This is a genomic window from Myxococcus sp. XM-1-1-1 (genome assembly GCF_020037095.1).
Lineage (GTDB): Bacteria > Myxococcota > Myxococcia > Myxococcales > Myxococcaceae > Myxococcus > Myxococcus fulvus.
The window spans coordinates 171,801-198,364 of sequence record NZ_JAIQDH010000010.1; the positions used below are offsets into that span (position 1 = coordinate 171,801).

Sequence of the window (26,564 nt, forward strand, 5' to 3'; positions counted from 1 at the left end):
GTCGTCGCGAGGAGAAAGCGTTTCCGTGAACCTCCAGGACCTGAACCGTGTGCGGCAGATTACGGTCATCGCGGCCCGGCATGGCTTCGGCGAGGTGCTGGAGCGCGCGGGGCTGTGGCGCATCCTCGGGCGGCAGGAGAAGGTCGAGGTCTCGCCGGAGGCCCAGCGAGCCTCCACGGCCCGGCGCTTCCGGATGCTGCTCAACGACCTGGGCCCCACCTTCGTGAAGCTGGGCCAGGTGCTCTCCACGCGGGCGGACCTGCTGCCCGCGGAGTTCGTGGACGAGCTGGCGCTGCTGCAGGACAACGTGGAGCCGATTCCACTCGAGCAGGTGCACGCGCAGATTCGCGAGTCGCTGGGCAAGGATGCGCGCGAGCTGTTCAAGCACATCGACGAGGCGCCGCTGGCGGCGGCGTCGATCGCCCAGGTGCACCGGGCGGTGACGCTGGAGGGCGACGAGGTGGTGGTGAAGGTGCAGCGGCCGGGCATCGCCGCGAGCATCGACTCGGACCTGGTGGTGCTGCGCAACCTGGCGCGTCTCTTGGAAGCCGTGGTGGAGGAGACGGGCATCTACACGCCCACGGGCATCGTCGACGAGTTCGACCGGGCCATCCACGAGGAGCTCGACTTCATCAACGAGGCCGCCAACGTCCGCGCGTTCCTGGAGAACCACCGGGAGCGCGCGTACATGAAGATTCCGCGCGTCTACGCGGCGCTGTCGAGCCGGACGGTGCTGACGCTGGAGTTCATCCGGGGGGTGAAGATCAGCCAGGCGGAGCTGTCGGACGAGGACCGGAAGACCATCGCCAACCACATCCTGGAGGCGAGCTTCCGGCAGCTCTTCGACGACGGGCTCTTCCACGGCGACCCGCATCCGGGGAACGTGTTGCTGCTGGAGGGCAACAGGCTGGCGCTGCTGGACTTCGGCGTGGTGGGACGGCTGACGCGGCCGATGCAGGAGACGCTGGTGATGCTGTGCCTGGCGGTGGCGCTGAAGGACAGCGACTCGGTGGCGCGCATCCTCTACCGGGTGGGCGTGCCGGACGCGCGGGCGAACCTGGTGGGCTTCCGCAACGACATCGAGAGCATCCTGGGGCAGCACCTGCCCACGACGCTGGGTCAGGTGGACACGCGCTCGCTGCTGAGGGACTTGCTGGATCTGGCGGTGAAGTACCGCATCCGGATCCCGAAGGAGTACGCGCTGCTCAGCCGCGCGTCGGTGTCCACGGAGGGCATGCTGCGCAGCCTGTACCCGGAGATGAACATCGTGGAGGTGGTGCTGCCGTACGCGAAGGAGCTGCTCGCGGGGCGGTATGACCCGATGCAGCTGCAGGGCGGGCTGATGCGCACGCTGCTGCGCATCCAGTCGATGGCGGCGGACCTGCCCACGCAGCTGTCGCAGATCTTGTTGGACATGGAGTCGGGCAAGTTCACGGTGACGGTGCGGGCGGACCAGTTCGAGAAGCTGAACGAGAACCTGCGCAGCGCGTCGGTCATCATGTTCATGGGGTTGTGCGCCTGCGGCCTCATCGTGGGGGCGTTCATCTCCTTCGCGCCCAAGCCGTGGATGTACGGGAACATCCCGGTGCTCGGGGCCCTAGGCATCGCCCTGGCCGCGGCGCTCTTTGGCGCGGCCATCACCTGGTATCTGTTCGGTGGTCGTGGGCTCGGCAAGGTCCGGCTGAGCAAGTACTTGAAGGGGCCGAAGCGGAAGTAGCACTGGCGCGGGCTCATCCATCTTGCGGCCCCGAAGTTGATCGCGGAACTGCCGCCATGGCCAGCGCTTGGAGCACCCCGCCCCGGTGCATTCCAGTCGTGGTGCGCCTCCCACTCCTCGGGCGACGTGGAGGAACGCACCACACGAGCATCGCGCCCGCAGCTCCAGCGCGAGCACCAGGACTTCGAACCTCACGCTCTCCGTCTTCAAGCACTTCTGGGCCGCGCACTTGAGGAAGGGCCCCCGCTCTCCGATCCAGAGCCGTCGCTCTCCCCGACACGACTGGCACAGGAAGTCTTGAGGCGTCAGCAGGCGCCGTAAAGCGGCGGGGAGCGGATCCTTCTCGGCGAGGGGCTTGTCCTGTTCTCGCGGCACCGCCCTCAAGCTCCCCCCCCTGGGCCGCCGGGGAGTGACGACTTGCGCCGCGGGGAGTGGTACCTCGAGCGGCAGGAGCGTCGGAATCTGGTCGGGCACCTCTTCTCCTGGAGTGGCCTCGCTCCTCTTCTTGCTCGGCGCACCACCGCGAGGCGGGCGTCCGACACGGGAGGCGCGCGCCTCTTTCGGAGCCCGGGAGCGCTCGGGTGAGGCCTCCCACTCCCGTGCAATGGCCTCGGCGCGGCGCACGAGCTCCGCGCGCAGGGCGTCCTCGACCGGAGCGGCCTCCTCCGGTGGAGCTCCCTCTGGAGGAATCTCCAGTTCCTTCAGCCTCGCGAAGACCGGTCGCATCGCGGCCTCGGGGTCCCGGAAGAACGCGCTGCCTCGAATCCTCACGAACCGCCACCCGAGCCGCTCGAGCAGCGCCTGACGTGCCATGTCATCCGGGAGCTTCTCGAGGGGATGGTAGCGATCTCCATCACACTCCACCGCCAGCCGGCGCCCTCCCCCCTCGACCACCAGGTCGATGCGGTAGTGTCCCACGCGCCACTGCGGCGTCACCCGATAGCCCGCGCGGACCAGGAGGGCGAGCACCTCCTTCTCGAAGGGAGACTCCGTCTTGGGCTCGGCACGCAGGAGCGCCCGCTCGACCCCCTGCGGCTGCGCGCAATGCTCCAACAGCCTGCGCCTCAAATCCCCGGGCTGCAGGTCGATGGAGGGATTGAGCGAGTGCACGACCCAGAGCTGGTCCCGGGCCCGGCTCACCGCGACGTTGAAGCGCTGCTTGAAGTCCTGCGTCTCCCGTCGACTCAGGGGGCCGTCCCCATCGGGGCTGTCCACCATGGACAGGAACATCACGTCCCGCTCGTCGCCCTGGAACTGGGCGGCGCTTCCGCACAATACGCGCCGTCGCTCGTACTCGGCCGGAGACAGGTGCGCCTGAAGCAACGAATCCACCTTCAACGCCTGTTCCTCTCCGACGAGCGAGATGACGCCGAAGGTGCGCCCCGCATAGGCGGGGTGCTCCACGGCGGCGGCGATGAGGGAGGCCACCGCGATGGCCTCCCGCTCGTTGACCTTCGCCTGGGCATGCCCCTCGACCCGATGGATGTTCAAGGGAGCAAGTCCCTTGGCGCTCGCCGCCTCCCGAAGCGGCTTGATGCGCCCCTCGTAGGACAGCTGATTGCTGAACTCGATGATGTCCGGGACGCAGCGGAAGTGCTCCAGCAGGCACACCATGCCGCTGAAGGATTGCCGGGCGAGGTCGTAGACCGACATCTTTCCGTCATAGAGCACGGCGTTGGGGATTCCGGCGAGGTGCTCGGCGATGAGCTGCTCGACCATGCCCACGTTCTGCCCCACCGCAGAGGGGCTCACCTGCTCGTGGTCTCCCACGACCACCGCGCGGTCCGCCAGGTACAGGGAGATGAGCCCCATCGCATCGCACTGGCTCGCCTCGTCGATGATGACGACATCGAACCGGGTCGCCGCCGTGAAGTTCTCCACCACCTGCGTGAGCGGCATGATCCACACCGGCACGGCGCGCTGACACTCGCTCATCAACTGCGCCGCCTGCGCACGCAAGCGAGGCGCCCGGACTCCCGTCCCCTTCCCGATGCGCCGCTGGATGTCCAACCAGCCCACCAGCGCCTGCTGTTGCCCCAACGTCGTCCGATGGGCCTGGGAGGCCCAGGCACGACGCTCGATGAGCTTCGCGGTGCACTTGCGCAGCTCCTCCGACAGCACCTCGATGCGCGACTGGAGGCTGGCCAGTTGCACGCCGCCGCGGCGCTCGAGCTCGTCGTGAAGCTGCCGCCAGCACCACGCGGCCTGGGGGGCTCCCGGGGGCCGCTCCCGCGCGTGGACGCCCCGACGCTCGCGAATGGCGGAGGCCCAACCCGGGGCGGCCGCCTTCAGCCTCGTGAGCAGCTCCTGTCGTCGCGTGAGTGCCCGCCGCTTCTCCAGGATCTCCGTGAGCCCCACGAACGCGCGGGCGTAGAGTTCGCCATCCCGCGCTTCCAGCGCCTTCGCGAGGCTCCGGACGATGACGGAACCCGCGGAGATTCCACCCCACGCCTCGAGCCGGGCCCGAGCCTGTCGCAGCTTCTCGCGGACCCGTTCCAGTTCGATTTCACGTGCCCGCGCACGCAGGGCAGGCGCGATGCCTCGTACCAATGCGTCGCGCCGCCGCTGGAACATCCCATGGGGCGCTGGATTGATGGGCTCCGCGTCCAACCGCTCCTTCCAGCGCATCCCGCTCGTGCTCAGCGCCTTGTCCAACGGACGCCAGACGGACTCCGCCCAGTCCAGGCACCGGCCGAGTTCATCGCGAAACTCGAGCAGCCGCTCCTCCAGCGCTTCTCCCAGCTCGGACGAAAGCGGCGCGCCCAACGCGGCCATCTGAGCATCCCAGCGCCGCGCCAGCACCTGCCGCTGCTTGCGGAGCGAGAGGCACGCGGAGAGCGCCGCGAAGTGGGCCAGCTCCCGAGGCGCTCCCGCCTCGACCCGGCAGCCCCGAATCACTCGCTTCCACGAGGAGCGCGTGAGCAGCGTGAACGCCCCCAGCGTCCCTCCCGCCTCGAGGTGCCGCTGGAGCTCCGCGAGCACGGAGAGCTGCTCGTCCATGGACAGATCCTGTGCTGGAACAGGGGCATGCTGGAACAAGGACTCCCGGGTCGCCAGCTCCATGGCACGCACGTCGGAGATGGCGTCGATGAGGGACCGCCAGGGAGCCGCCTCCCGGTCCCCCGCCAGACCCGCTGACACCGCCGCGAGCTTCCAGGGCAGACCGTCCTCGAATGGGTCGAAGGCGCGAAGGCAGCGTCTGGCCAGCTCCGTCAGGTCCACGGTGTCCTCCGCCCGGGCAGGCCCCTGCCAGAGATTGGGAAGAGCGCCCTCCGCCTCCACCCGGAGCGACTTCCGCTTCTCCAGCAATCCCCCAAGCTCCCCAGGGGACATGACCTCGTCGAGCCTCGGGAGTGGACACGCCAGCTCTGTCTCGTGTTGAGGCGTCAGAACGGCGTTGCCGCGATACAGCTCCCGGACCTCGTCCTCCGATAGGGGAAGCGCGGCACCGAGCATCACCGGCCCCGGCAGCCAGAGGTGCTGCGTCGGCTCGGCCGCGACCCGTCGGGCCGCCTCCGAGGGAGACCAGCTCTGCCCCGCCACCACCACGTCTCGATACTCGTCGGAGAGTGCCTGGAGCAGCTCCTGTCGGGCCTGCTGAAGCTCATCCTTCAGCCGCTCGCGATGCTCCGCGATGGAGGACGCCTCCCTGTCCAGCCGCGTGCCATTGCTCACGGACAATCGCTCCGCCATCGCGGAGACAGCGCCTTCGAGCTGGGCTCGGCTGTCGAGGTCGTTGTCGAGGACGCTCACACACAGCGGCTGGAGCTCCGGCACCACCTGGCCTCGAAGCACCCGCAGCGCCTTGGTGGTATGGCTGGTCACCAGGACGCTCTTGCCCTCGGCGAGCAGATGACCAATCAGGTTCGCGATGGTGTGGGTCTTCCCTGTCCCCGGAGGCCCCTGGACGAGGACACAGCCGTTCCGAGCAAGCCGGCTGGCAATCTCCTCCTGCTCCGCGTTGGCTTGTTTGCTCAGCAGGACATCCACGACCTCGCCAGCGTGGCCTCGGGTTCCCTTGGAGCCCGCCTCCTCGCGCGGGCTCGGCACGTCACAGCCCACCACCCGGGCCAGCGCGGACGGCAGGTCCGGGCGCTTCTCGAGGGATTCCAGGATGCCCTCGAGGGCTCTGGCGAAACCGAGGCTGCGGCTGCGGAGCAACAGCACGGGCTCTCGCCCCATGCGCGGCGGGTCGGCGTCTTCGCTCGGCCGGCCATGCTCGAGTAGCTCCCCGCGCGCGGACAGTTGGATGAGCAGACGTCGCAAGAAGCTCGAGGTCTGCTCACCGCCCAGGGGCTTCACCCCGCCGGCCTGGAGCTCCTCGCGACACCTCGCCAGAATCCTCCCGTCGAGTTCCTCCAGGTGGCTGAACAGCTCCGAGTAGAGGTCGACGCCACGCCCGCTGTCGGAGACCGTGAACTCGGGTACCCGGGAGTTGAACCGCAACTGGACGCGCTGGAGCAGCACGGGATGGAACAATCCGCCCGTCGTCTGGCGCCAGCTCAGGATGCCATCGGCGACCAGCAACTCGAGCCGCTCTCCCTCTCGTTCGAGTCGGCCATGAAGCTCATAGAGCTGCTCGAAGATCCTCAGCGCCGCGCGCGCCTGCCGCTCCTCACTCGCCCAGGCCGCGTGACGGGGCATCCAGCTCGCAAGGGCCTCGACGCGCTCGGGACGCTCGTCGAACGACACCCTGCGCGTGGCGCCCTGGTCATCCACTTCGTCGCGAGACGCCGCCGTCCCGGGCTCCACGAGTGGGTCATCCCAGGGCGTGGTCAGCCACTCCGCGAGAGGAGGAGGCGGAGCTGGGGGAGGCACCAGCCGCGGGCGGCGCACCCGGAGGATGAGGTCCGCGTCGGAGCCCTCCGTCCCTTCAGCCCCCTCACTCGCGGCGCTCGCATCGCGCACGAACAGGATGGAGGGATGCGCGGGCAGCGTCGCGAGGCTCAGGCTCCACGGTTGATCCCGAAGCTGGCGCGGAGCGGGGTTGCGATGACGGTTCAGCGCCTGGAGATACCGAAAGACTCTCGTGGTCCGCTCATGCGCGACACGAAGAGATTCTGGATCCAGCATGTGCCCCCCTCGGTGAACCCATGGCCAACGCCGCATGGGCAGGCATGGACACCTCATTCATCCTGTCCCGTCGCGACCGACATGACAACGCCGGGCCCCCCGCGACACGATACCGAGTCTCTCGCGCCACCATGGGTGGACATCGACTGCCATTCACGGTCAGGCGCCAATACACAGGCGCCAGTCGGAGCGCTTCCCGCGCTTCCTTGATTTGCTGAAAGTAGTCGGTGGCGGGAGGGGCCGGAATACCACTCCAGAGGTATGGATGACCCGCGGCCGTTCGGCAGGGACCGGCAGCAAACGCCGTCGTCGGCCCCTCGCTTGACGCGCCGCGAGATCCTCAGCCACCTGCACGAGGTCGACCGCCTGCATCGCTCGCTGAGGCGAGTCGTGCGAGAGGTCCTGCGGACGCGGCTCAAAGCGCGAGGGCGAGCACCAGGTCGCGCTGCGGGTCTGTCCCGAGCACGAAGCGCATCTCCCCCACTTCGATGAAACCCCAGCGCGTGTAGAAGGCCCGCGCGCGCGTATTGCGTTCCCACACACCGAGCCACAACACGTCGTGCCCCCGCCTCCTCGCATCATCCAGGCAGCGGCGCATGAGCGCGGCGCCCACCTTCGCACCGAGGAAGGCGCGGTCGACATAGAGGCGCGACAGGTTCACCGGGCGCTCGGCCCGCACACTCGGCTCACGGGCGCCGTCGCAAAGGAGCGCGAAGCCCGCGGGGACTCCGTCGACCTCCGCGAGCAGGTACAGGTTGCGAGGCTCCCGCAGCTCCTCCTCCTGGATCGCACGGCTGTAGTGCGAGGCCAGGAACGCCTCCACGTTCTCCGGCGTGTTCTCGGCGGCGAAGGTGTCCCTGAAGGTCCTCTCCCCGAGCTCCGTCAGCGTCGCGGCATCCGCCAGCGTCGCGGGACGGATGCTCACTCGCGGCGAGCGTGGTGCATCGGACGTCGTCATGGTCGCCCTCTATACAGCTCACGGGCCGAGCAGGTCCTTGTAGATCTTCCCGTCCTTCATGATGACCAGGAAGTTCTTCTCGGGGTTGGCGATCAACTCGAAGTTCGCCACCGGGTCGCCGTCCACCAGCAACAGGTCCGCGAGCGCCCCCTCCTCGACGACGCCGAGTCGACCCTTGTAGGGGCTGCGCTTGCCCGACAGCGCCAGCAGCTCCGCGTTGGTGCCCGTGGCCATCCGCAGGGCCTCCGCCGGCGTGTACCACCGCGTCATCTTCACCAGCTGCGCGCCCTGCCTCGCCGCCACCTTCGGGTCGAACAACGAGTCCGTCCCCCACGCCGTCTTCAGCTTGTACTTCTTCGCCAACGCATAGGCCTTGTCCGTGCCTTGCGTCATCTCCAGCTGCTTCTCCCGATTGTCCGAGCCCTCCGGAAAGGGCGTCGCGTCCTCGTCGTCGAGGAACGGCTGCAGGCTCAGCCAGACCCCCTTCTCCGCCATGAGCTTCGCGGTGGCGTCATCCATCAACTGCCCGTGGTCGATGACCTTCACCCCCGCCCGGATGGCCGTCTGGATGGCGCGCGGCGTGTACGCATGCACGGCCACGTACGTCCCCCAGTTCTCCGCGGCCTCCACGGCGGACCGGAGCTCGGCTTCCGTGTATTGCGACACATCCAGCGGATCGTGGTCCGAGGACACACCGCCTCCCGCCGCCAGCTTGATCTGCGAGGCCCCCAGCATCAGCTGCTCACGGACCCGGAGCAGGACCTCGTCCTGCCCGTCCGCGATGGCCGCCCCACCCACGCGCTCCGCGAACGTCAGCGAGGACATCGCCGTCCGCGGGAGCGCCTCCGCCCGACGATAGTCCCCATGGCCGCTGGTCTGCGAGATCATCGCGCCCGAGGGCCAGATGCGCGGGCCCTCGATGAGCCCCTCATCGATGCCCCGCTTGATGCTGAAGACCGGCCCGGCCATGTCGCGCACGCTGGTGACGCCTCGCAGCAGCGTCGCCTTCGCCTCACGCGCGGCCACCAACGTGAGGTACCCCTCCGGCCCCGCCAGCGCCACGGTCAGCGGCACCGAGGCCATCATCATGTGGTAGTGCGCGTCGATGAGTCCCGGCATGAGCGTGCGCCCCTTGCCCTCGATGACTCGCACCTCGCCCGTGCGCGCGATGGGGCTGCTCGAGATGCGCGCGATCTTGTTGCCCTGAACCAGGACGTTGACGGGCCCGGACAGCCCCTTCGACTTGCCGTCGAACACGCGCACGCCCTGGAAGAGGACCGCGCGGGGAGGAGGCTCGCTCACGGGAGGCTGCGCCGACGCGAGGCTGGACAGGAGCAACAGCACCGCGCTCGACCCGGCGCGGATGCAGCGGACGACATGACCCAACCTCGAACGCATGGCGAGTCCTCGATGTGACGGGTGGAGGTGCACCGTGGAACGCCGAGCACGCGGAGGACTTCTCCTCGCCCGTCGACGCCTCACGGGAATCGCGCGGCACACTGACTTCGGGGGCCACCCCCGACAAGCGAGTGCTCCGCGCGGCGACGCCTCCTGAACGCGCGCCTGTGCGCCGATGAACGGCTCGGCGCGCCTCTGCGGGCTCGTGAGCATCGAGGGCGCCACCTGCGTCACGTCCGTGACGCACGGCCCCGCGAGACGCTCGACACGTCCACTCGCCATCAAAACGACCGCGCTCCCCGAGGCTTGCTTCGCCTGGGGAGCGCGGGGACTGCCGTGGATGATGAAGGCTCAGCGCGGCGTGAGCTTGAGCACCTTGCCGTTGGTCGCATCGGTGAGCAGGTAGAGCGCGCCCTCGGGGCCCTGCACCACCTCGCGGATGCGCTCGTTGCGGTTCTTGAGCAGGTGCTCCTCGCCGATGACGCGGTCATTGCGAACCATCAGCCGCACCAGCGCCTGGGCCGCCAGCCCTCCCACGAAGATGTTGTCGCGCCACTCCGGGAACAGCGTCCCCGAGTAGATGGTCATCCCCGAGGGGGCAATCACCGGGTCCCAGTAGTACACCGGCTGCTCCATGCCTTCACCCACGGGGCTGTCGTGGATGGGCGCGCCCGAGTACTCCTCGCCGTACCCGATGGTGGGCCAGCCGTAGTCCTTGCCCGCCTCGGGCCGGTTCAGCTCGTCGCCCCCCTGCGGTCCCATCTCCACGATCCACAGGCGGTTCTGCCCATCGAGCGCCGCCGACAGGATGTTGCGGTGACCCACCGACCAGATCTCCGGCTTCGCCTCCGGCGTGTTCACGTAGGGGTTGTCCTGCGGCACGGAGCCATCCGGGTTGATGCGGACCACCTTGCCGAAGTGGCTCTTCACGTCCCGCGCCTGCTTGCGGCCGTCGAGGATGGAGCGCTCGCCGAGCGTGACGAACAGCTTGCCGTCGGGCGTGAACACCAGCCGTCCGCCCGAGTGCAGCGTCGACTCGAGCGTGGGCATCATGCGGAAGATGACCTGGACGTTCTCCACCGCCGGCTGCGCGCCGTCCACCAGCTTCGCGCGCGCCACCGCCAGCCCGTTGCCGCCCTGCCGCGGCTCGGAATAGGTCCAGTAGATGAGCCGGCTCTCCGCGTAGTCGGGACCGACCTCCACGTCGAGCAGGCCTCCCTGGTTCCGGCCATCCACCGCGGGCAGGCCCGTGACGGCGGCCGACTTCTCGCCCTGATGGGTGACGATGTAGAGCCGCCCCGTGGGCTTCTCCGTCACCAGCATGCGCTGGTCGGGCAGGAAGGCGAGGCCCCAGGGATTCCGGATGCCGGAGGCCACCTCGGTGACCTGGAACTGCGTCTGCGACTGGACCGCCGGAGCGCGCGTCTGGCCGGGGAAGGCCGGAGGGAACTCGGGCACGTTGGGCGGCCCCTGCGGAACGGGAGGCCCGCTGGGCAGGGGCCCCGCGTCGGGCTCCTGCGTGCCCCCGTCTTCCGGCGGATTGCCCGCGTCAGGCTCCTGCGTGCCCCCGTCTTCCGGCGGATTGCCCGCGTCAGGCTCCTGCGTGCCCGCGTCTTCCGGCGGATTCCCCGCGTCCGGCTGTGGGGTGCCCGAGTCCTGCTGTGGCGTGCCCGAGTCAGGTGTCGGCGTGGGATCTGGATCGTCACTGCAACCAACGAGGAGGGCGGCGACGATGAGGGGCATCGACAGGAAACGCATGCGTCTCTCTCCTGAGGGGGGATGGTGCGGAGGGGGAAGTTGCCGCCGTGCGCATGGAGGCGCAACCCTCGTTGCCGCCAGGACGCGATTCAATTCGCGGCCCATGCCCGCCCGGTCATCCCACGGTGGAAAGTCACCGTGTCACGGCTCCACTTCGACGGCACGAGCCTCGCCAGGGGTGAGCAGGAAGGCCGCGTCCACTGGTGGACCGGGCGTCTGAAAGCCACGTCCGGCTCCCGGGATGTTGCTTGCCGAGACCGGCGATTTCGTCCTGTATACCTCGCGGGTCGACCCACCCGGGAACCCCTCCCCACTTTCCTCCGGAAGCGAGCCGAACATGAGCAACCTCTTCGACATCCCCTTGAAGTCCATCGATGGCGCTCCCAGCACGCTGGGACAGTTCAAGGGCAAGGTCCTCTTGGTGGTGAACGTGGCCTCCAAGTGCGGCCTGACGCCGCAGTACGCGGGCCTGGAGAAGCTCTACGAGGAGAAGCGCGCGAAGGGGCTCGAGGTGCTGGGCTTCCCCGCGAACAACTTCATGGGCCAGGAGCCGGGCTCCGAGGAGGAGATCAAGCAGTTCTGCGACCTCAACTACGCGGTGAAGTTCCCGCTGTTCTCCAAGATCTCCGTCGTCGGCGAGGACAAGCACCCGCTCTACCAGGAGCTGACCCGCGCGTTTCCGGACGCCACCGGTGAGGGCCCGATGCGCGCGCGTCTCAAGGGCTACGGCATCGAGGCGAACCCCATCCCGGAGGTCCAGTGGAACTTCGAGAAGTTCGTCATCGGCCGTGATGGTCGTGTCGCCGCGCGCTTCGCTCCGGACGTCACCGCGGAGGACCCGCGCCTGGTGCAGGCCATCGACGCGGAGCTGGCCAAGGGCGCCTGACGCGGAGGACCGACGACGGGGAGGTTTGCAAGGGCAAGCCCCCGCGTCCTCGCGTTCTGCATCATCCGGCAAGCATCGGCGGAGCGCCGGGGAACATGGGGCCCCCGTGGCGTATCCAGGATGACCGCCCGCACCTGCGCGGGCGGCGCCATCTCCGAGGCCCCCATGTCGACTCCCTCGCGCGGAGCACGGCGCTCTCTGTGCGTCCTGCTCCCCTTCCTCCTGTCTGCCTGCGGTGAGTCGCACCCACCCGGGGACTCGGGCACTCCCGATGCGGGGCCGCCATGGGACGGCACCTACACGGAGCTGGAGGACCTGGGGTACTGGGTGGACACCGGCCGATATGACGCGTGCCAGTTCATCGACGCCGACAACCTGGACCCGCAGCTCTGCCAGCGCCCCACGAGCTTCGACCTGTCGAGCTGCTCCTCCGCCCAGCTCTCCACCGTGGAGAACCAGGGCATCTACCAGGTCGTGCTCCGCGCGGAGCGGCGCGTGCGCCCGGACAGACCCACCAGCACGTTCGTCTCCGGTGGGTCGATCAGCTTCCGCCTCAGCGCCGACGGCTCCAAGGATGCGCTGAGCTCCGGGCCCCTGCTCACGCGGGACACCGGGAACGGGTCCTTCTTCTTCTCAGGCCGTCGCACGCTCGCGCTCACCACCGGCAACCTCGTCACCACCGCCGCGTTCGCCGGCTGCCACGTCCCCTCACCCGGCGTCATCACCGGCTGCTACGTGTCCTGCGTCGAAAACCCCGTGACGGGTTACTCGAAGACGCTCGGCACCTTCGAGGCCACCCGGATGACGTGGGCCCCCGGTGAGGGCGAGTCCTCCGGCGGCCTCGCTCGCGTGGGCGAAGCCGCCACCACGATGATCCGCCCCGCGGACCTCTACATCGCCAAGGAGCACGCCTACGTCGTCTCGCTGGACCGCCCGCCCCTCTTGGGCGGCCTCTCCGTCTTCGACGTGAGGGACCGCACGGCCCCCAAGCTCGTCAAGACGCTCAGCTTCCCGGGTGACACCTCGTGGAACGGAGTCTGGGCGAAGGACGAGACGCTCTATGTCGCCAGCAACTCCTCCGGGCTGGTCATCCTCGACATCAGCGACCCGGCCAACCCCACGTTCGTGCGCCGCGCCGAGGGCCCCACCACCGTCCACACCGTGCTCGTCGACGGCGACCGGCTCTACGCCAACGCCCCCGGCACCGGCACCTACGTCTACGACGTCACGAACGCCGTGGACCCCACGCTGCTGCAGATCGTCCGGCCGACCGTGGAGGGCGGCTACGGCGATGGTCCCCACGATGTCTTCGTGTACGAGGACCGGCTCTATGTCAGCAACGGAAGCGATGGCTTCCAGATCATGGACGTCGCCGACTTGAACGACGTCCGCCAGTTGGGCAGCTACTTCCTGCCTCGGCTCGCCACCTATGCGCACCACAGCGCGGTGGGCACCTTCGCGGGGAAGACCATCGCCTTCGAGGGCGGAGAGTTCCCGGGCTCCCACGTGCGCGTGCTCGACGTGACGAACCCGGCGGCCCACATCCCACTCATCGGCGCGTTCCGCATGCGCGCCGCCACGTCCATGCACAACCTGCTGCTCCGCGGGAACCTGCTCTACGTCGCCTGGTACCACGAGGGCCTGCGCGTGCTCGACGTCTCCAACCCCACGCAGCCCAGGCAGGTCGCGCACTACAACACCTTCCGGGAGGACGACCCGGGGCGCGAGCACTCCGTCTTCGAGGGCAACTACGGCGTGCGCATCCCCGGGGACGGCTACGTGTACCTGGTCGACGCGTCCCGCGGACTCATCATCCTCAACGAGCTGTAGGCGTCGCGCGCGACAGGTCCTCCAGGACCCGAGTCATGGTTGCCGCTGTCCGCTGTCCGAAAACAGCGGAAACCCACGATGGAACCAGGAGCCCGCACTCGCCTATTCGGGAAGGCCGCCCGCACTGTCGCGGGGGGCTCCCGAGGCGCTCCATGAAGCCATCGCCGCATCCGTTGGGCCCCTGGCGCTGCATCCCCCTCCTGCTCCTGCTGCTGTCCGCCTGTGACGACTCCCCTTCGGGAGATGACGCGGGCTCGCTCCCGGACTCGGGCTCCGACGCGGGCACCGCGGACAGCGGCCCGCCTCCCGAGGACGCGGGGACGCCCGACGCGGGGGTGCCCGATGCAGGCCGTCCTCCCTGGGACGGGACGTACACCGCGCTCGAGGACCGGGGTGATTGGATCGACACCGGTCGCCATGACACGTGCCAGTTCGTCACGCCCGAGGACCTGGACCCGCAGCGGTGTGAGCGCATCGCGGCCTTCGACCTGTCGAGCTGCTCCACCGAGCAGCTCTCCGGCGTGGAGAACCAGGGCATCTTCCAGCTCAACCTCCGCGAGGAAGCGTCCTACTCTTCCACCCGGCCTCCATCGGACTCCGTCTACAACTCCTTCGCCGGCCTGCGGCTCAGCGCGGATGGCACCCAGGACGCGTACGGCCCCGCGCCGATCATCGCCCGCGTCACGGAAGGCGGCACGTTCTTCCTCGCGGCGAGGAGGACCGCCCGAAGCCCCTGGGGAGACAGCGTCACCACCACCGCGTTCGCCGGCTGCCACGTTCTCTCTCCTGGCGTCATCACCGGCTGCTACGTGTCCTGCAACAGCCATCCGATGTACGGCTTCAACAAGTCGGTCGGCACCTTCAGGACCGAGCGGATGGCCTGGGCTCCCGGCGAGAACGAGGCCTCCGGCGGGCTGGCGCTCGTGGCAGAGGCCTCCACGACCGTCGGCATGCCCGTGGACGTCTACGTCGCCAAGGAACACGCCTACGTCGTGTCGGTGAGCACTGGGCCCATGCTCGGTGGCCTCTCCGTGTTCGACGTGAAGGACCGGACGAGCCCCACGCTCGTCAAGACGGTCACCATCGCCGGAGATGGCGCGTGGAACGGCGTCTGGGCGAAGGGTGACGCGCTCTACGTCGCCAGCGACAGCTCGGGGCTCATCGTCTTCGACATCACGGACCCGGCCAATCCCGTCTTCGTCCGCCATGGCGAGGGCCCTGACGCCGTGCACACCGTGCTCGTCGAGGGGGAGCGGCTCTTCGCCAACTCACCCGGCACGGGCACCTTCGTCTACGACATCACCTCGCCCCTCGCTCCGACGCTGCTCCAGCTCATCACGTGGGCACCCGAGGGCTACACCGGCGGTCCACATGACGTCTTCGTGCACGGCGACCGGCTCTACATCAGCAACGACACGACCGGCTTCCACGTCATGGACATCTCCGACCTGGACGACGTCCGGCACCTCGGTGACTACCTGCAGCCGGGATTCTTCGGCGTCTTCTCCCACCACAACGCGGTGGGCACCTTCGCGGGGCGCACCCTCGCCTTCGTGGGCGGCGAGTTCTCGGCCAGCCACGTGCGAGTGCTCGACGTGACGGACCCGACGAACATCCCGCTCATCGGCACGTTCCGCATGCGCCCCCTCACGTCCATGCACAACCTGCTGCTCCGCGGGAACCGGCTCTATGTCGCGTGGTACCAGGAGGGCCTGCGCGTGCTGGACGTCTCCCACCCCACGCAGCCCCGGCAGATCGCCCACTTCAACACCTACCGGGAGACCGACCCGCGGCGAGGCAACGGCATCTTCGAGGGCGCCTTCGGTGTGCGCATCCCTGGGGACGGTTTCGTGTACCTCGTCGACTCGTCACGTGGCCTCATCATCGTCAACGAGCTGTAGCGCTGGCCCCGGGCCGTGTCGTTGCAAGGACACGGCCCGGCGGGTCCCGCGGGCGGCGTTCACGGCACGTGGCCGCGATTCCGTCGTCATCCGGCAAGCATCGGGAGCGCGCCTTGGCACAAGGAGCGCGCCTCGCCATTCCTGGAGGCACCATTCGCTCCTTCCGGGTGGTCTTCCCGAGGCCTTTCATGACGACATCCCCGTGGCGCTTCCTCTGTGTCCTCCTCCCACTCCTCATCGCCTGCGGAGACTCTGACTCCGGCAAGGACGCGGGCACGCTTCCCGACTCGGGGACACAGGACGGCGGCCCGCCTCCCGAGGACGCGGGCACACCTGATGCCGGTCCGCCTCCCGAGGACGCGGGCACGCCCGACAGCGGACCGCCGCCGTGGGACGGCACGTACACCGTGCTGCAGGACCGGGGCGATTGGATCGACAAGGGCCGCTACGACACGTGCCAGTTCCTCGACGCCGAGAACCTGGACCCGCAGCTCTGCCAGAGCCTGTCGACCTTCGACGTGTCGAGCTGCTCCACCGAACAGCTCTCCGGAATCGAAGGCAAGGGCATCTATCAGCTCACCACCCGCTCGGAGCTGCGCGTCCGCCCGGGCCGCCCCAACTCCACCGCCGTCGGCAACGGGAGCAGCGCCTTCCAGCTCAGCCTGGATGGGTCCGCGGACTCGATGAGCAACGCGCCCCTGCTGGCCCGCGTGACGGAGGGCGGCACGTTCTTCGTCGCGGGCCGCCGCACCCTCCGGACCCCGTCGGGCGACAATGTCACCACCACCGCGTTCGCCGGCTGCCATGTCCCCGCGCCGGGCATCATCACCGGCTGCTACGTGTCGTGCACCGACAGCCCCATCAGCGGTTACAGCAAGACGCTCGGCACCTTCGAGGCCCACCGGATGACCTGGGCCCCCGGCGAGGGCGAGTCCTCCGGCGGGCTCGCGCGCTTGGGTGAGGCCTCCACGCCCCTCGGGCTGCCCGTGGACGTCTACGTCACCAAGGAGCACGCCTACGTCGTCTCGCTGGAGCGGGCCCCTCGGCTGGGTGGGCTCTCCGTGTTCGACGTGAGGGACCGGACGAACCCCACGCTCGTCAAGACCGTCAACATCCCCGGGGATGGCGCGTGGAACGGCGTCTGGGCGAAGGGCGACGCGCTCTACATCGCCAGCGACTCGTCGGGGCTCGTCGTCTTCGACATCACGGACCCGGCCAATCCCGTCTTCGTCCGCCGCGCCGAGGGCCCGGCCCACGTCCACACCGTGCTCGTCGACGGCGACCGCCTCTACGCCAACAGCGCGGGCGTGGCCACCTACGTCTACGACGTCACCACGCCGCTCGCGCCCACCCTGCTCCAGCTCGTCACGCCGACACCGGGAGGCTTCAGCGGCGGCCCGCATGATGTCTTCGTGTACGAGAACCGGCTCTACGTGAGCAACGCGGACTCGGGCTACTCCATCATGGACATCACGGACCTGGACAACGTCCAGCACCTCGGCAACTACACGCCGCCCGGGGGCTTCGTGTATGCGCACCACAGCGCGGTGGGCACGTTCGCGGGCAGGACCCTCGCCTTCGAGGGCGGAGAGGGCCCCGGTACCCACGTGCGCGTGCTCGACGTGACGGACCCGACGAACATCCCGCTCATCGGCACGTTCCGGATGCGGCCGCCCACGTCCATCCACAACATGCTCCTGCGTGGCAACCGGCTCTATGTCGCCTGGTACCAGGAGGGCCTGCGCGTGCTGGATGTCTCCCACCCCACCCAACCCCGTCAGGTCGCGCACTTCAACACCTTCCGCGAGGACGACCCGGGTCGAAGGGCCGGCAGCCTCGAGGGCGCCTTCGGCGTGCGCATCCCCGGCGACGGCTACGTGTACGTCGTGGACTCGGCGCGCGGTCTCATCATCCTCAACGAGCCGTAGCAACGGAGGGATGGCGCCCGGCCCCGGGGAGGCTCTCCGGGGCCGGGCCCACGGCGGGGCTACACCGGCCGGCGGAAGCTGTCGGCCAGGTCCGCGGGGAGCTGCGAGGCCACCGCGGCCACCTCGTCCTCGGGGATGCGGTCCCTCACGGCGGTGAACACCACCGTCATCACGCGGAACGCCTGGTCCACCTTGATGCCCAGGTGGTCCGCCACGTCGGAGATGAACTCCTCGCGCTTCATGCGCTTCGCGTGCGAGGGGCCGCGCAGGATGGTGCACTCGCCGATGAGCTCGCCGATGTCGTCGCCGAGCGCGCGCATCAGCTTGACGTCCTCACCGTCCGACAGCCTGCGCGCCAGCGTGCACAGCACGGCGTGAGCGGCGGTCCGGCCGTCCAGCTTGTTGACGCGGACCTCCTGGCTGTTGCCGATTTCGTCCAGGAACGCCTGGAGGTCCAGCGACTCGTCGCGCTCCTTCACCGGGATGATGTTGGGAGGAAGCTCCGTCTCCTGCGCCATGGGGTCGTCTCCTTGCTCGCCGTGGACACACGCGCGCTTCACGGGCGTGTCAGTCACGGTGTCCACGGCGCCGGCGGCCTTCAGCGAGGGGCCACGGGCCTCCTCCTCGACCCGCCGGGCATCGCGACGGCGCGACGTCCGGCCTCTCGTCTACCCGGGAAGGCTCAGTGTGCCGACGGCGACTCGGGCCGAAGGGGCATGCCCCCACAACTGGGGGAACCCTGGAGCCGTTCGCACACACAGAAGCTGTCGTACGACCACTCATGGCAGCAGGGCGTGATCCCAGGCTCGGGGCAGCCCATCTGTCGGACGTCCTCACAGCTGGGCAGCCCGGGGCTGCACTCCAGGACATTGGCCATCGCTCGCTCGTCGGCCACGTCGGTGGCTCCGCCTCCACAACCCAGGCTCAGACTGGCAGCGAGCGCCATCAACCACGGCATCAAGCACTTCATGGTGGATCTCCATTCGTGTGGGTGTCCGAGCAAAGGATGACCGGGCTCCACACATCCTCCAGGAGTCGATGACCCAGCACAAATCAGACACCCTGGGTCAGGTGCACCCCTTGCGTCTTCGACGGAGGAGATGCTCGCCCCCTCCGCCTGAAAAGCGGAGGGCCGGCACCGGTGAGCTCCGGAGCCGGCCCGCGTCGTCATCTCAGCCGAGCTCAGCCGTGCGCCGCGGGGCGAGGCTCATCGCCGCTCGGACGACCGTGGGCGGCGGGGCTGCCCTCCTCGTCATCCGGACGCTTGCCGCGCCAGTGGGCCAGCCGCGTCTTCATTCGGTCGGCGACCACGTAGAAGGCGGGCACCACCACCAGGCTCAGCACCGTGGAGACCGACAGCCCCCCCAGCACCGCGATGGACATGGGCGCGCGCGTCTCGCTGCCCGCGCCCAACGCCAGCGCCGCCGGCACCGCCGCCATCATCGTCGCCGTGGACGTCATCAGGATGGGACGCAGGCGCACCGGCCCCGCGCGCTGCATCGCCTCCACCGCGCCCAGCCCCAGCTCCCGCTGCTGGAGCGCGTAGTCCACCAGGATGATGGAGTTCTTCTTCACGATGCCCATCAACAGCAACAGACCAATCATGCTGAAGATGTTCAGCGTGCTGCCCGTACCCAAGAGCGCGAAGGCCGCGCCCGCCACCGACAGCGGGAGGATGGTCAGCACGGTGACCGGATGCAGGAACGAGTTGAACTGCGCCCCCAGCACCATGTACGCGACGCCAATCCCCAGGAAGAGCGCGAAGAACAGGCTGCCCATCGAGTCGCGGAACGCCACGCTCGCGCCTCCCGGCACCACGCGCACGCCGCCCGGCAGGTCCTTCGCCAGCTTCTCCACCGTGGCCAGCGCCTCCTCCTGGTTGGAGCCCGGCGCCACGTTGGCGAAGATGCTGATGGCGCGCTCGCGGTCCCGGCGGGTGATGGCCTGCAGCGCCGGGCGCTCCTCCTGCGACACCAGCGCCGACAGCGGCACCAGCGCGCCGCTGGCCGTGCGCACCTTGAGCAGCGCCAGGTCCTCTGGACGCGAGCGCTGCCCCGCGAGCAGGCGCAGGCGCACGTCGATGCGGCGCCCGCCCGTGCTGTACTTGCCCACGCGCACGCCGCCCACCAGCGCGTTGATGGTCGTCGCCACCGTCTGCATCGGCACGCCCAGGTCCGCCGCGCGCGCCCGGTCCGGGGTGATGCGCAGCTCCGGCATGCCGAGCTGGTAGTCGGTGTCCACGTCCACCACCTTGCCGCTGGCCTGGACCTTGTCGCGCATCTCCTGGCTGGCCTTGACCAGCTCGTCCCAGTCCGAGCCGCGCACGCTGAACTCCACCGGGAAGCCACGCTGCGCGGAGAAGCCCTGCTGCGACAGGTCCTGCACCACCGCGCGCAGGCCCGGGTAGCCGTTGAGCTCCTTGCGCAGCACCTGCTGGAACTCCGACTGCGTCATGCGCTGGTCGGGCGGCTTGAGCGTGAGCATCATGAAGCCCGAGTTCACCCCGCCACCACCACCGCCCACCAACGCGAAGACGCTCGTCACCTCCGGGCGCGAGGCGGCGAACGCCTCCGCCTTCTGGAAGAGCTGGTTGGTCTCCTCGATGCTGCTGCCCACCGCCGTCTGCATGCGGACCATCAGCCGGCTCTGGTCCTGCGACGGCACGAACTCACCGGGCAGCGCGCGGAAGGCGAACACGCTCGCCGCCAGGATGACCAGCGCCCCGGCCAGCACCCGCCACGGCCGCACCAGCGCCCACCCGAGCGCCCGGCCATAGGCGTGCTCCAGCTTCGTGAAGGCCTTGTCCACCCACACGCCGACCTTGCTGCGCCCCTCACGGGACGTCTTCAGGAGCTGCGCACAGCGCGCCGGCGCCAGGGTGATGGCCTCCACGTACGACAGCATCACCGCCACGCACAGCGTGACGCCGAACTGGAGGAAGAACTTGCCGATGACGCCCTTCATGAAGACGACGGGCAGGAAGATGGCGATGACGGCCGCGGTGGCCGCGAGCGCCGCGAAGGTGATCTCCGCGGTGCCCTCTCGCGCCGCGCGCACCCGGTCCTTCCCCTCCTCCGAGTGCCGGAAGATGTTCTCCAGCACCATGATGGCGTCGTCCACCACGATGCCCACCGCCAGCGCCAGGCCCAAGAGCGTGAAGGTGTTGAGCGTGAAGCCCAGGAAGTAGATGACGGCCACCGTCCCCAACAGCGACATGGGGATGGCCAGCACCACGTTCATCGTGCTCGACAGCGAGCCCAGGAAGAGCCAGCAGACGAAGGCCGTGAGGATGCAGGCCAGCATCAGCTCGAACTCGATCTCGTGGACGCTCTCCTCGATGTACTGGGTGGTGTCGAAGCGGATGGCCACGTCCATCCCCTCCGGGGCGTCCTTCTGGATGCGCGCCAGCTCCTCGCGCACGCCCTGCGCCACGGACACCGCGTTGGCGCCGCGCTGCTTGCGGATGCCCAGGCCCTGGGCGGGCGTGCCGTTGACGCGCGCCATGCGCCGCACGTCCTCGAAGCCGTCCTCCACCAGCGCCACGTCGCGCAGGTACACCGGCTGGCCGCCCTGCTCGCGCACGACGATGTCGCGCAGCGTCTCCAGGTCCAGCGCCTCGCCGAGCACGCGCACGTTGACCTCGCGCCCCTCGGCCTCGATGCGCCCCGCGGGCAGCTCCACGTGCTCACGCTGGAGCGCGGAGGTGAGGTCCGTCACCGTCAGCCCGAGCGCGTCCAGCTTCGCGGAGTCCACCCAGATGCGGACGTTGCGGTCCAGCGAGCCACCGACGGAGACCTCGCCCACGCCCGGCACCGTCTGCAGCTTCTCCTTCACGCGGTAGCGGGCGAAGTCGCTCACCACCTGCTGGGAGAAGGGCCCGGACACACCCACCTGGATGATGGGCTGGTCCTCCGGGTTCGTCTTGGTGACGATGGGCGGGTCGATGTCCTCGGGCAGCTGGCGCTGCGCCTGGCTGATCTTCGTCTGGACCTCCTGCAGCGCCATGTCCACGTTGCGCGACAGGTCCAGCTCCACCGTGATGTTGGCGCCGCCCTGGCGCGCGCTGGAGGTGATGCTGGTGACGCCCTCCACCTGCGTCACCGCCTCCTCGATGGGCTCGATGACGTCCGTCTCGACGGCCTCGGGGTTGGCGCCCTCCCACGTCACGCTGATGTTGATGGTGGGGAAGTCGACGTCCGGGAACTGGCTGATGCCGATGCGCTGCGCCGCCACCAGTCCGAAGACGATGGTGGCCGCCATGATCATCCACGCCAGGACGGGCTTCTTGATGCACGCTTCCGTCAGGTTCATCGCCGCGCTCCCTGGCCGCCGTCCTCCGCGCGCGGCTCCGCCGTCAGGGTGGGCTTCTTCTGCTGCACCACCCTCACCGTCACGCCATCACGCAGGGCCTCGCCGCCGCGGATGACCAGCGTCTCGCCCGCCTTGAGCCCCTCGCGGACCTCCACCCGTCCATCCGCCGTGCGCATGCCCAGCTCCAGCACCCGCTCGCGCGCCTTCTCGCCGTCCACCACGAAGGCCAGGAAGCCCCGCTCGCTGGCGCGCACCGCCGTCTGCGGCACCACCGGGCTGCCGCCGCGCGTCTCCACCGGCACCGCCACCGACGCGAACGCACCGGGCCTGAGCTTCGCCGCGTCCTCGGCGGACACCTCGGCCGTCACCGGCACCAGGCGGTTGGCCTCGTCCGCGGCCTGCGCCACGTGGGTGATCTTCGCGGTGAACGAGCCGCTCTCCGAGCGCACCGTGAAGCGCGCCGGGAGCCCCGGCTTGATGCGCGCCACGTCCGCCTCCGGCACCGTGAAGCGCAACAGCAGCGGGTCGCGGCGCAGGAGCGTCGCCAGCACCAGGCCGGGCTGGACGTACTGCCCCGTCTGCACCGTGCGCGTCTGGAGCACGCCGTCCATGGGCGCTCGGACATAGGCGTCGCGCTGGTTGAGCTGCGCCTGGTCCAGCAGGGCCCGCGCGGAGGCCACGTCCGCCTCCGCGGTGCGCGCGCGCGCCGTGAAGGTCTCCAGCTGCTCGGCGGGCAACAGGCCGGGGCTGGCCTCGTTGACGGCGGTGCGACGCTCGGCGCCGGCCTGGGCCTCCACCAACGAGGCGCGGGCCTTGGCGAGCGAGGCCTCGGCCGCGCGCACGGCGATGGCGTAGCGGGCGGGCTCGATCTCCGCGAGCACATCCCCCTTCTTCACCGCCTGCCCCTCCATGAAGAGCACGCGCTCCACGGCGCCCGCCACGCGGGCGGTGATCTGCACCCGCTCGAAGGCCTCCACGGAGCCCACCGCGTTCACCACGTACTCGACGTCGCGGGCCTCCACGGGGGCGACCTCGACGGGGAACTGGATGGGGCCCCGGCCGCCACCAGCGCCGGGGCGACCGCCCGCCTTTCCGCCCGCCGCGGGCGCCTCGCCCTTCGACGCCTCCGCGTCCTTCTTGCATGCCCCCATGGCGAGCATCGCCACGGCCAAGGTCAGCGTTCCTGCGCGTCGCATCACCTTCACGGTTCCTTCCCCAAAGGATCGAGTCCGACTGCCGCCCTCAAGCCCAGCAGGGCGACGCCCAGCGAGTACCGGCTCCGGGCCAGGGCCACCTCCGCCTCGAACAGCCGCAGCGAGGCGTCCGCCAGCGTCAACGCCGTGGACAACCCCTGGCGGTAGAGGATGCCCTGCTCCTCCGCGTTCTGCTTCGCCGCGCGCGTCGCCAGCTCGCTCTGCGTGAGCGCCGCCCGCGCGTTCTCCAGCGCCACCCGCGCCCGCTGGATGTCCACGTCCACGCGGCGCGTGCCCTGCTCCAGCTCCAGCCTGGCGGCGCGCGCCAGGGCCACCCGCTCGTGGCGCTCCGCGTACCGCTCGCCGCCGTCGAACAGGTTCCACGTGAGGTCCGCGGCCAGGAAGCCATCTCCCGTGCGGCCCGCGAGGCCCTGCTCGTTGGTGAGCCGGTACGTGGCGGACACGCCGAGCGCGGGCAACAGCCGCGCGAGCGGCTCCCACGCGTTGGCCTCCAGCGACTCCACGCGCAGCTGGCCGGCGAGGATGTCCGGGCGCCGCTCCACCGCGCCGGGGATGATGCCGTCGTGCGTGTCCAGCGGGCGGGCCGCGTCGTCGAGCAGCTGCTGGGGCGCCGCGAGCGCGCCCTCCACCGGGTCCACCAGCAGGAAGCCCAGCTCCAGGCGGCTCGTCTGCGCCAGGTTCCGGGCGCTGATGAGCTCCACCTCCGCGGTGGCCACCTCCACCTCGGCGCGGGTGACGTCGTTGGTGCTGGCGAGCCCTCCCTTGGCGCGGGCCTGCGCGTCCGCGAGCGACTGGCGGGCGAAGGCGATGCGCTGCTCGGCGGCCTGGAAGACCTGCTGCTCCTGCAGCGTGATGAGGAACGCGTTGGCGGCCTCGAACGAGACCTGCCGCCGGGCCTCCACCGACTCCATGCCCGCGGCCTCGCTCTCGCGCTTCGCGGCGCGGTACAGCGGGAAGCCGCGCGCGTCGAAGAGCGTCATCCGCGCGACGATGTTCGCGCCGAAGGCGTTGTAGCGCTGGATGACGACCTGCTGTCCGCCGACCTCGCGCGTCGTCTGGTTGGGGCGGCGCGTGTACGTGCCCGTGGCCGTCAGCTCCGGGAAGAAGAACGCGCGGGCCCGCGACACCCGGGCCTGGGCGGCATTGGCGCGCTGCTGGGCGGCGAGCGCGGACTCGTTGCGCTCGGCCGCCATCGCCACCGCCTGCTCGAACGTCAGCGCCGCGCCCGCGGGGGTGGCGTCCGCGGGTGCGGAATCCGCAGCGGCCGGTGCGGTTTTCGCAGCCCCGGGTGCGGAATCCGCAGCCTCGCGCGAGGGAGTGGGAGCCACGGGAGCGTCGCTCTGGAGCGCCTGGGACTGGGAGGGGGCGAGCACCATCCAGGCACACAGGGGCGCGACGAGGGCGGTTCGGACAGTGGACATGAGCGGGAAGTCGAGGCTCGGGCCGACGGAGTGCGGGGTGTGCGTGCTGGGGCCCGACGAGCGAAACGGCGAACCCGGCGGAGTGGGCTGCTGGACGATGCCAGCACGGCGGTCTAAGGGGGAGTTCCGGATGTCCTGGGGTTTACGACGGGGCGTCACGACAGTGGGCGCCTCGGCGCGCCGGAGAATGCATTGATGATGCGTTTATTCCTGGTGGGTGTAGGGCTGCTGACACTTTCGATGACGGGTTGCAAGAGCAAGACCTCGACCAACGAAGGGGGGCTCCGGGTCTTCATCACGTATGCGACCTTCCGGCCACAGTGCCTGACGCTCGCCGTGGAAGATCGCCGGGAGCCGACGCGCCGGGAGTCGGGCGTGGTGACGGTGAACGCGGAGGCCCGGAGCGACACGCGCGTCGGCGTCATCCTGAAGCAGGCGGGCTGGAGTCCGGACCTCCGGGTGATCGCCGAGGCACACGAGGGCTCGTGCGAGGGTCCCGTCATCGCCCGGCAGTCCGCGGAGGTGCAGTTTCCCGAGGAGAACCTGACGGACCTGAAGCTGGATCTGCGCGCCGAGGACCTGGACGACGACGGCTTCTTCGCCATGAAGGGCGACTACCCGGGCACCGACTGCGACGACGCGCGCCCGGACGTGCACCCCGGCGCCACCGAGGTGTGCGACGGCGTGGACAACAACTGTGTCGCGGGCGAGAGCGATGCGCCCGGAAGTGTCCAGTACTGGGTGGACGTGGATGGGGATGGCTACGGGGATGCGAGCGCCGCGCCCCAGACCGGCTGCGCGGCGCCGGTGGGCTTCGCGACGCGCGCGGGCGACTGCGACGACGAGGACATCCTCGTGCATCCGGGCCAGTCGGAGTTCCGCTGCGACGGCAAGGACGACAACTGCGATGGCACCCCGGACAACGACGCGTTCAACGTGGGCGCGAGCTGCGTCACGGCCCAGCGCTGCGCGGGAACACGGCAGTGTCAGTCCGCGGAGGTGGCGGACTGCGTCAGCGCGCTGGTGCCCGAGGAGTACTTCGCGGATGACGACGGTGACGGCCAGGGTGGCCCCACGCTGGGGTTGAGCTGCACTCCACCCGAGCCTGGCGCGGTGACGGAGTCCGGTGACTGCGACGAGGGCTCGGAGCAGGTGTCCGAGAGCGGCACCGAGGTCTGCGACCGCCTGGACAACGACTGCGCCGGTGGGGTGGACAACGGGCTGCCGAGCTGCGGCGCGGTGTCCTGGAACGAGCGGACGGTGCTCAACGACACGAGCGCGCGGTTCGACGCGGTGGCCAACTATCAAGCGGAACGGGGCTGGCTGGCCGGCAGGAGCGGTCGCGTCGTCCATGTGGCCGGCAACACCTTCACGGCCGCGACGAACTGCGCGGGCGACTGGCGGTCCGCATGGGCCGCGCCGAACGGACGCGTGTTCCTGGGCTCGAGCGACGGACGGTTCGCCACGTCGATGCCCGGCGAGCTCAACACCGCCTGCGAGACCCGCCCCAGTGGCCAGCCGGGCTCCATCAACGGGCTGGTGGGCTTCCCGGACCCGGAGAGCAACGTCTTCACCGTCTATGGCGTCTCCAGCGGGGGGCACGTCGTGTCCTGGAGCTACGACCATGGCGCCTCGGGGAACCAGCCGGACCCGACGATCATCACCCGATTCGCGGCGAACCTGCGGGACATCCACGGCCTGAGCGCCGAGGCGTTGGTGGTGGTCGGCGCGGAGACGGTGAACGGCGAACAGCATCCGGTGGCCTGGAGCTCGCCCCAGACGGGGACGACCTGGACCCGCGAGGCGCTGGGCCTCCCCGAGACCACCACGGGCTACCTCAACGCGGTCCAGGTGCTCACCCCCCACATGCTCTACGTGGCGGGTGAGCACGGCCTGCTCCTGGAGAAGGCGCGAGGCACGTGGACCCAGAAGCCGGCGCTGACGGTGAACGGGGGCACGGTGCCGAACCTGCGGGACATCCTCGCGTTCGGCCGCACGGGCATCTACGCGGCGTCGTCGGAGGTGGATGATCTCCACTTCTTCAACGGCGTCGCGTGGAGCACCGTCGCCACCCCGTCGGAGACGGTGAACGCGCTGGGCGGCTTCGGCCCGGGCGAGGTCTGGGCCGCCGGCCACGACGGCCTGCTCACGCGCTGGAAGCCCTGAGCG

14 protein-coding genes are annotated in these 26,564 nt (G+C 69.7%); 6 read left to right on the forward strand and 8 right to left on the reverse strand.

Going from position 1 to position 26,564, the window contains the following annotated elements:
* Positions 1-25 precede the first annotated feature (25 nt).
* Positions 26-1,717, forward strand: a complete 1,692-nt coding sequence (locus tag K8640_RS21120) for an AarF/ABC1/UbiB kinase family protein (protein WP_141324077.1) — start codon at positions 26-28, stop codon at positions 1,715-1,717.
* Here K8640_RS21120 and K8640_RS42895 read toward each other — a convergent pair.
* The 4 genes from K8640_RS42895 to K8640_RS21145 all read right to left on the reverse strand — a co-directional run bounded on the left by K8640_RS42895 (position 1,598) and on the right by K8640_RS21145 (position 10,904).
* Positions 1,598-6,790 carry an AAA domain-containing protein gene (locus tag K8640_RS42895; RefSeq protein WP_305070671.1) on the reverse strand — a complete coding sequence of 1,731 codons (5,193 nt, stop codon included), beginning with the start codon at positions 6,788-6,790 and terminating at the stop codon, positions 1,598-1,600. The two genes, K8640_RS21120 and K8640_RS42895, sit on opposite strands and share 120 nt — an antisense overlap.
* A 415-nt stretch (positions 6,791-7,205) precedes the next feature.
* Positions 7,206-7,748 carry a GNAT family N-acetyltransferase gene (locus K8640_RS21135; RefSeq protein ID WP_223748665.1) on the reverse strand — a complete coding sequence of 181 codons (543 nt, stop codon included), beginning with the start codon at positions 7,746-7,748 and terminating at the stop codon, positions 7,206-7,208.
* A gap of 18 nt (positions 7,749-7,766) precedes the next feature.
* Positions 7,767-9,146: an amidohydrolase family protein gene (locus K8640_RS21140; RefSeq protein WP_223748666.1), complete on the reverse strand. Its 1,380-nt coding sequence runs from the start codon at positions 9,144-9,146 to the stop codon at positions 7,767-7,769.
* A 351-nt stretch (positions 9,147-9,497) separates the two neighbouring features.
* Positions 9,498-10,904, reverse strand: coding sequence for a PQQ-dependent sugar dehydrogenase (locus tag K8640_RS21145; RefSeq protein WP_223748667.1), 1,407 nt, complete (start codon positions 10,902-10,904; stop codon positions 9,498-9,500).
* A 337-nt stretch (positions 10,905-11,241) separates the two neighbouring features.
* On the opposite strand from K8640_RS21145, the gene K8640_RS21150 reads away from it, so the two are divergent.
* The 4 genes from K8640_RS21150 to K8640_RS21165 all read left to right on the forward strand — a co-directional run bounded on the left by K8640_RS21150 (position 11,242) and on the right by K8640_RS21165 (position 17,449).
* The gene (locus K8640_RS21150) at positions 11,242-11,790 is read left to right on the forward strand and encodes a glutathione peroxidase (protein ID WP_223748668.1); all 549 of its coding nucleotides are present in this window, start codon (positions 11,242-11,244) and stop codon (positions 11,788-11,790) included.
* Between the two features lie 120 nt (positions 11,791-11,910).
* Positions 11,911-13,620 carry an LVIVD repeat-containing protein gene (locus tag K8640_RS21155; RefSeq protein WP_223748669.1) on the forward strand — a complete coding sequence of 570 codons (1,710 nt, stop codon included), beginning with the start codon at positions 11,911-11,913 and terminating at the stop codon, positions 13,618-13,620.
* Between the two features lie 152 nt (positions 13,621-13,772).
* Complete coding sequence (locus K8640_RS21160) at positions 13,773-15,521, forward strand: LVIVD repeat-containing protein (RefSeq protein ID WP_223748670.1); 1,749 nt, start codon at positions 13,773-13,775, stop codon at positions 15,519-15,521.
* Between the two features lie 188 nt (positions 15,522-15,709).
* Positions 15,710-17,449, forward strand: coding sequence for an LVIVD repeat-containing protein (locus K8640_RS21165; protein ID WP_223748671.1), 1,740 nt, complete (start codon positions 15,710-15,712; stop codon positions 17,447-17,449).
* A 59-nt stretch (positions 17,450-17,508) separates the two neighbouring features.
* Here the strand turns inward: K8640_RS21165 and K8640_RS21170 are convergent, their stop codons facing one another.
* The 4 genes from K8640_RS21170 to K8640_RS21185 all read right to left on the reverse strand — a co-directional run bounded on the left by K8640_RS21170 (position 17,509) and on the right by K8640_RS21185 (position 24,395).
* Complete coding sequence (locus tag K8640_RS21170; RefSeq protein WP_223748672.1) at positions 17,509-18,033, reverse strand: DUF2267 domain-containing protein; 525 nt, start codon at positions 18,031-18,033, stop codon at positions 17,509-17,511.
* A 598-nt stretch (positions 18,034-18,631) separates the two neighbouring features.
* Positions 18,632-21,760 (reverse strand): efflux RND transporter permease subunit, encoded by a 3,129-nt coding sequence (locus K8640_RS21175; RefSeq protein ID WP_223748673.1) that lies wholly within the window; start codon positions 21,758-21,760, stop codon positions 18,632-18,634.
* The gene (locus tag K8640_RS21180) at positions 21,757-22,956 is read right to left on the reverse strand and encodes an efflux RND transporter periplasmic adaptor subunit (RefSeq protein ID WP_223748674.1); all 1,200 of its coding nucleotides are present in this window, start codon (positions 22,954-22,956) and stop codon (positions 21,757-21,759) included. The genes K8640_RS21175 and K8640_RS21180 overlap by 4 nt, the downstream gene beginning before the upstream one ends.
* Before the next feature lie 5 nt (positions 22,957-22,961).
* Positions 22,962-24,395: a TolC family protein gene (locus tag K8640_RS21185; RefSeq protein WP_223748675.1), complete on the reverse strand. Its 1,434-nt coding sequence runs from the start codon at positions 24,393-24,395 to the stop codon at positions 22,962-22,964.
* A gap of 195 nt (positions 24,396-24,590) precedes the next feature.
* Between K8640_RS21185 and K8640_RS21190 the strand changes: the two genes are divergently transcribed.
* Complete coding sequence (locus tag K8640_RS21190) at positions 24,591-26,561, forward strand: putative metal-binding motif-containing protein (RefSeq protein ID WP_223748676.1); 1,971 nt, start codon at positions 24,591-24,593, stop codon at positions 26,559-26,561.
* Positions 26,562-26,564: the final 3 nt, after the last annotated feature.

What these genes read in the sequence shown, in the direction of transcription:
- K8640_RS21150 (WP_223748668.1), top strand. Translation starts at nt 11,242, where the DNA reads ATGAGCAACCTCTTCGACATCCCCTTGAAGTCCATCGATGGCGCTCCC.
- K8640_RS21135 (WP_223748665.1), bottom strand. Translation starts at nt 7,748, where the DNA reads ATGACGACGTCCGATGCACCACGCTCGCCGCGAGTGAGCATCCGTCCC.
- K8640_RS21145 (WP_223748667.1), bottom strand. Translation starts at nt 10,904, where the DNA reads ATGCGTTTCCTGTCGATGCCCCTCATCGTCGCCGCCCTCCTCGTTGGT.
- K8640_RS21165 (WP_223748671.1), top strand. Translation starts at nt 15,710, where the DNA reads ATGACGACATCCCCGTGGCGCTTCCTCTGTGTCCTCCTCCCACTCCTC.
- K8640_RS21180 (WP_223748674.1), bottom strand. Translation starts at nt 22,956, where the DNA reads ATGCGACGCGCAGGAACGCTGACCTTGGCCGTGGCGATGCTCGCCATG.
- K8640_RS21190 (WP_223748676.1), top strand. Translation starts at nt 24,591, where the DNA reads ATGATGCGTTTATTCCTGGTGGGTGTAGGGCTGCTGACACTTTCGATG.
- K8640_RS21185 (WP_223748675.1), bottom strand. Translation starts at nt 24,395, where the DNA reads ATGTCCACTGTCCGAACCGCCCTCGTCGCGCCCCTGTGTGCCTGGATG.
- K8640_RS21160 (WP_223748670.1), top strand. Translation starts at nt 13,773, where the DNA reads ATGAAGCCATCGCCGCATCCGTTGGGCCCCTGGCGCTGCATCCCCCTC.
- K8640_RS21140 (WP_223748666.1), bottom strand. Translation starts at nt 9,146, where the DNA reads ATGCGTTCGAGGTTGGGTCATGTCGTCCGCTGCATCCGCGCCGGGTCG.
- K8640_RS21175 (WP_223748673.1), bottom strand. Translation starts at nt 21,760, where the DNA reads ATGAACCTGACGGAAGCGTGCATCAAGAAGCCCGTCCTGGCGTGGATG.
- K8640_RS21155 (WP_223748669.1), top strand. Translation starts at nt 11,911, where the DNA reads ATGACCGCCCGCACCTGCGCGGGCGGCGCCATCTCCGAGGCCCCCATG.
- K8640_RS42895 (WP_305070671.1), bottom strand. Translation starts at nt 6,790, where the DNA reads ATGCTGGATCCAGAATCTCTTCGTGTCGCGCATGAGCGGACCACGAGA.